The following is a 4,380-nucleotide window of genomic DNA, read 5'->3' on the forward strand; positions in this document are numbered from 1 at the left end:
GTCGGCTTCCTGGAAGGCGTCGTTGCCGATCAGGTGCGTGGCCACCTGGCCGGTGATCACCACCATCGGAATCGAATCCATGTAGGCGGTGGCGATGCCGGTGACGGCGTTGGTGGCGCCGGGGCCCGACGTCACCAGCACCACGCCCGGCTCGCCGGTGGCGCGTGCGTAGCCGTCCGCGGCGTGGGTCGCCGCCTGTTCGTGGCGCACCAGGATGTGTTCCACGTCCTGCTGGCCGTACAGGGCATCGTAGATGTGCAGCACGGCGCCGCCCGGGTAGCCGAACACGTGGCGTACGCCATGGTCGCGCAGGAAACGGACGATGATCTCGGCGCCGGTGAGTTCCACGTGGCCTCCGGGTCTGGCGTGGCTGAAAGCCGGGAAGGCGGGCCAAAGGCCCGAAAAAAAGGCCGGCAAGAATAGCAGATTTGCACGCTGCCCCGCCGCGCCGCGGGCGCGTTGTTGGGGGCGCGGGGGCGCTGCTAGAATCGATCGCCGCCGCCGCCGCGGCGCACGACCTGCATCGGTCAAGCTTGCTCTTTGCTGCCCCTTCTTGGGCACCACAGCCCCGGCGCCGGCCGCCCGGGTATGTCATCCCCGCATTGAACGAATACCCGACACTCAGGAATCACGATGGCCGACAGCGTCAAGATCGAAATCGAAGGCAAGGTATACGAATTTCCCGTCGTGATCGGCACCGAAGGGGAAAAGGCAATCGATATCAGTGAGCTGCGTGCCCGCACCGGATACATCACCATGGATCCGGCGTTCATGAACACCGGCGCCACCACCAGCGCCATCACCTTTCTGGACGGCGAGCGGGGCATCCTGCGCTACCGCGGCATTCCCATCGAGCAACTGGCCGAGCAGTCATCGTTCACCGAAACCGCCTATCTGCTGATTTTCGGCCACCTGCCGAGCAAGGCCGAGCTGTTGGCGTTCCGCGCCCAGATCAGCCGCCATTCGATGATCCACGAGGGGCTCAAGGAGCTGATCGACCGCTTCCCGCCAGGGGCGCATCCGATGGCCATCCTGTCGTCGGCGGTCTGCGCCATGTCGGCCTACTACCCGGAGCTGGCCAAGATGGACCAGACGCCGGAGGAAGTGGAGCTGTCGATCGTGCGGCTGATGGCCAAGATCACCACCATCGCCGCCTACGCCTACAAGCAGTCGATCGGCCATCCGCTGCTGTACCCGGACAACAGCCTGGGGTATTGCGCCAACTTCCTGCGGATGATGTTCGGCGTGCCGTGCGAGCCCTACGTGGTGGACGAAGACCTGGTCAAGGCGCTCAAGGTGCTGCTGATCCTGCACGCCGACCACGAACAGAACTGCTCGACATCCACCGTGCGCCTGGTCGGCTCGTCGCGCGCCAACCTGTTCGCGGCCATTTCGACCGGCATCCTCGCCTTATGGGGGCCGCTGCACGGCGGCGCCAACCAGGAGGTGCTGGAGATGCTGGAGGAAATCCAGCGCGATGGGGGCGACGTGCAAAAGTTCGTCGCCAAGGCCAAGGATCCCAAGGACCCGTTCCGTCTGATGGGCTTCGGGCACCGCGTCTACAAAAATTACGACCCGCGCGCCACCATCATCAAGCGCACCGCCGACGTGGTGCTGGCCAAGCTCGGCAAGCAGGACGACCCGTTGCTGAAGATCGCCAAGGAGCTCGAAGCGGCGGCGCGTTCGGACAGCTATTTCATCGATCGCAAGCTGTACCCGAACGTCGATTTCTACTCCGGCATCATCTACCACGCCATGGGCATCCCGACCAACATGTTCACGGTGATGTTCGCCATCGGCCGTCTGCCGGGCTGGATCGCGCAGTGGAAGGAAATGCTCGACCAGAAATCGAAGATCGGCCGGCCGCGCCAGATCTACGTCGGCCCCCCCAAGACCGACTACGTGCCGCTAGACGCGCGCGGCTGAGTCCGGCGGCAGGCAGGGGGCGGCCGGGGCTCGGCGCTCGCAGGTGTGGCCGTCCGGCGCAGCCCGGACGGCCGCTTTCGTTTTTGCATCGGGAGGGGGCAGCCTTTGAGCGGCAGCATTCTTGAACGTCTGGAAAGTGCCCGGGCGGCGGCCCGGCTCGGCGGCGGCGTCGAGCGCATCGCCGCCCAACACGCCAAGGGCAAGCTGACGGCGCGCGAGCGCATCGATCTGCTGCTGGACGCGGGCTCGTTCTGTGAGCTCGACACCTTCAAGCAGCACCGTTGCCAGGATTTCGGCATGGCCGACAAAAAGATCCCTGGCGATGGCGTGGTGACCGGCTACGGCACCATCAACGGGCGGCTCACGTTCGTGTTCTCGCAGGATTTCACGGTATTTGGCGGGGCGTTGTCGGAAACCCACGCCGAGAAAATCTGCAAGGTCATGGACCGCGCAGTCGAGGTCGGCGCGCCGGTGATCGGCCTGAACGACTCCGGCGGCGCGCGCATCCAGGAAGGCGTGGCTTCGCTCGGCGGTTATGCGGAGATTTTCTGGCGCAACGTGCAAGCCTCGGGGGTGGTGCCGCAGCTGTCGGTGATCATGGGACCGTGCGCCGGTGGCGCCGTGTATTCGCCGGCCATGACCGACTTCATCTTCATGGTCAAGGACACGTCCTATATGTTCGTGACCGGTCCCAACGTGGTGAAAACGGTCACCCACGAGGACGTGACCGCCGAGGAGCTGGGCGGTGCGACCACGCACACCAGCAAATCCGGCGTGGCCGATCTGGCGCTCGAAAATGACATCGAGGCCATGGTGCAGACGCGGCGGCTGTTCGATTTCCTGCCGCTGAACAATCTGGAAACGCCGCCGAGCTACCCCAGCGACGACCCATTCGACCGCGTCGAACCGGCGCTGGACACGCTGGTGCCGGAAAGTGCCACCCAGCCCTACGACATCAAGGAGCTGATCTACAAAATCGTCGACCACCGCGATTTCTTCGAGATCCAGCCCGATTACGCCAAGAACATCGTGATCGGCTTCGCGCGCCTGGAAGGCCGCACGGTCGGCATCGTCGCCAATAACCCGAAGGTGCTGGCTGGCGTGCTCGACATCGACTCGTCGCGCAAGGCGGCGCGCTTCGTGCGCTTTTGCGACTGCTTCAATATTCCACTCGTGACGTTGGTGGACGTGCCGGGCTTCCTGCCGGGCACTGCCCAGGAGCGCGGCGCCATCATCAAGCACGGCGCCAAGTTGCTGTATGCCTACGCCGAAGCCACCGTGCCGAAGCTCACCGTCATCACGCGCAAGGCCTACGGCGGCGCCTATGACGTGATGAGCAGCAAGCACATCCGCGGCGACATCAACTATGCCTGGCCCACGGCCGAGATCGCCGTGATGGGCCCGAAGGGGGCGGTCGAGGTGATGTACCGCCGCCAGATCGACCAGTCGGCCGACCCGGCCGCCGAGACCGCGCGCCTGGAGCAGGAATACCGCGAGCGGTTCGCGAATCCCTTCGTGGCGGCCGAGCGCGGCTTCATCGACGACGTGATCACGCCGTCGCGCACCCGCGAGCACCTGTGCCGGGCGCTGCGCATGCTGGCCAACAAGAGCGTGCAGCGGCCATTCAAAAAACACGGCAACATTCCGCTCTAAGGTATTGAAAATGCCGCTGTTCAAAAAGATTCTCATCGCCAACCGCGGCGAAATCGCCTGCCGGGTTATCCGTACCTGCCGGCGCCTTGGCATCGCCACGGTGGCCATCTACTCCGAAGCCGACAAGAACGCGCTGCACGTGCGCATGGCGGATGAGGCCTGGCCGGTCGGTCCGGCGCCGAGTGCGCAGTCGTACCTGAACGTCGACCGCATCCTGGAGGTGATCGCCGCCAGCGGCGCCGAGGCGGTGCACCCCGGCTACGGCTTTTTGTCCGAGAACGCCGAGTTCGCACGCCGTCTGGATGAGGCGGGCGTGGTGTTCATCGGCCCGCCGCAGGACGCCGTGCGCGCCATGGGCGACAAGATCGAGTCAAAGAAGCTCGCCGTGCAGGCCGGTGTGAGCACCGTGCCGGGCTATGTGGGCATCATCGAGAGTCCCGACGAGGCGGTGCGCATCGCCGAAGACATCGGATTTCCGGTGATGATCAAAGCCTCCGCCGGCGGCGGCGGCAAGGGCATGCGGGTGGTGAACCGGCGCGAGGAAATGGCCGAGGGTTTTCGCGCCGCGGCGTCCGAGGCGCGTTCGAGCTTCGGCGATGATCGCGTGTTCATCGAAAAGTACATCGTGAGGCCCCGCCACATCGAAATCCAGGTGCTCGGCGACCGTCAGGGCAACATCGTGTACCTCGGCGAGCGCGAATGCTCCATCCAGCGCCGCCACCAGAAGGTGATCGAGGAGGCGCCGAGCGTGTTCCTGACGCCGCAGGTGCGCCGCGCCATGGGCGAGCAGGCGGTGACGCT

The 4,380-nt window shown here is 65.3% G+C and carries 4 protein-coding genes; 3 read left to right on the forward strand and 1 reads right to left on the reverse strand.

Annotated elements, in window-relative coordinates; genetic code table 11:
- Positions 1 to 348: thiamine pyrophosphate-binding protein (locus PHC73_RS11785; RefSeq protein ID WP_300128405.1), on the reverse strand; the 348-nt coding region annotated here is incomplete at its 3' end.
- 285 nt (positions 349 to 633) lie between these two features.
- Between PHC73_RS11785 and PHC73_RS11790 the strand changes: the two genes are divergently transcribed.
- The 3 genes from PHC73_RS11790 to PHC73_RS11800 all read left to right on the forward strand — a co-directional run.
- Positions 634 to 1,926 carry a citrate synthase gene (locus PHC73_RS11790; protein ID WP_300128408.1) on the forward strand — a complete coding sequence of 431 codons (1,293 nt, stop codon included), beginning with the start codon at positions 634 to 636 and terminating at the stop codon, positions 1,924 to 1,926.
- A 105-nt stretch (positions 1,927 to 2,031) separates the two neighbouring features.
- Positions 2,032 to 3,579, forward strand: coding sequence for an acyl-CoA carboxylase subunit beta (locus tag PHC73_RS11795; RefSeq protein ID WP_300128412.1), 1,548 nt, complete (start codon positions 2,032 to 2,034; stop codon positions 3,577 to 3,579).
- Positions 3,580 to 3,595: 16 nt separating this feature from the next.
- A partial coding sequence (locus tag PHC73_RS11800) for a biotin carboxylase N-terminal domain-containing protein (protein WP_366949871.1) occupies positions 3,596 to 4,380 on the forward strand: 785 nt, incomplete at its 3' end.

The organism is Immundisolibacter sp. (genome assembly GCF_028696615.1).
GTDB lineage: Bacteria > Pseudomonadota > Gammaproteobacteria > Immundisolibacterales > Immundisolibacteraceae > Immundisolibacter.

Coding starts and splice junctions, on each gene's coding strand:
- PHC73_RS11790 (WP_300128408.1), top strand. CDS start 634: ATGGCCGACAGCGTCAAGATCGAAATCGAAGGCAAGGTATACGAATTT.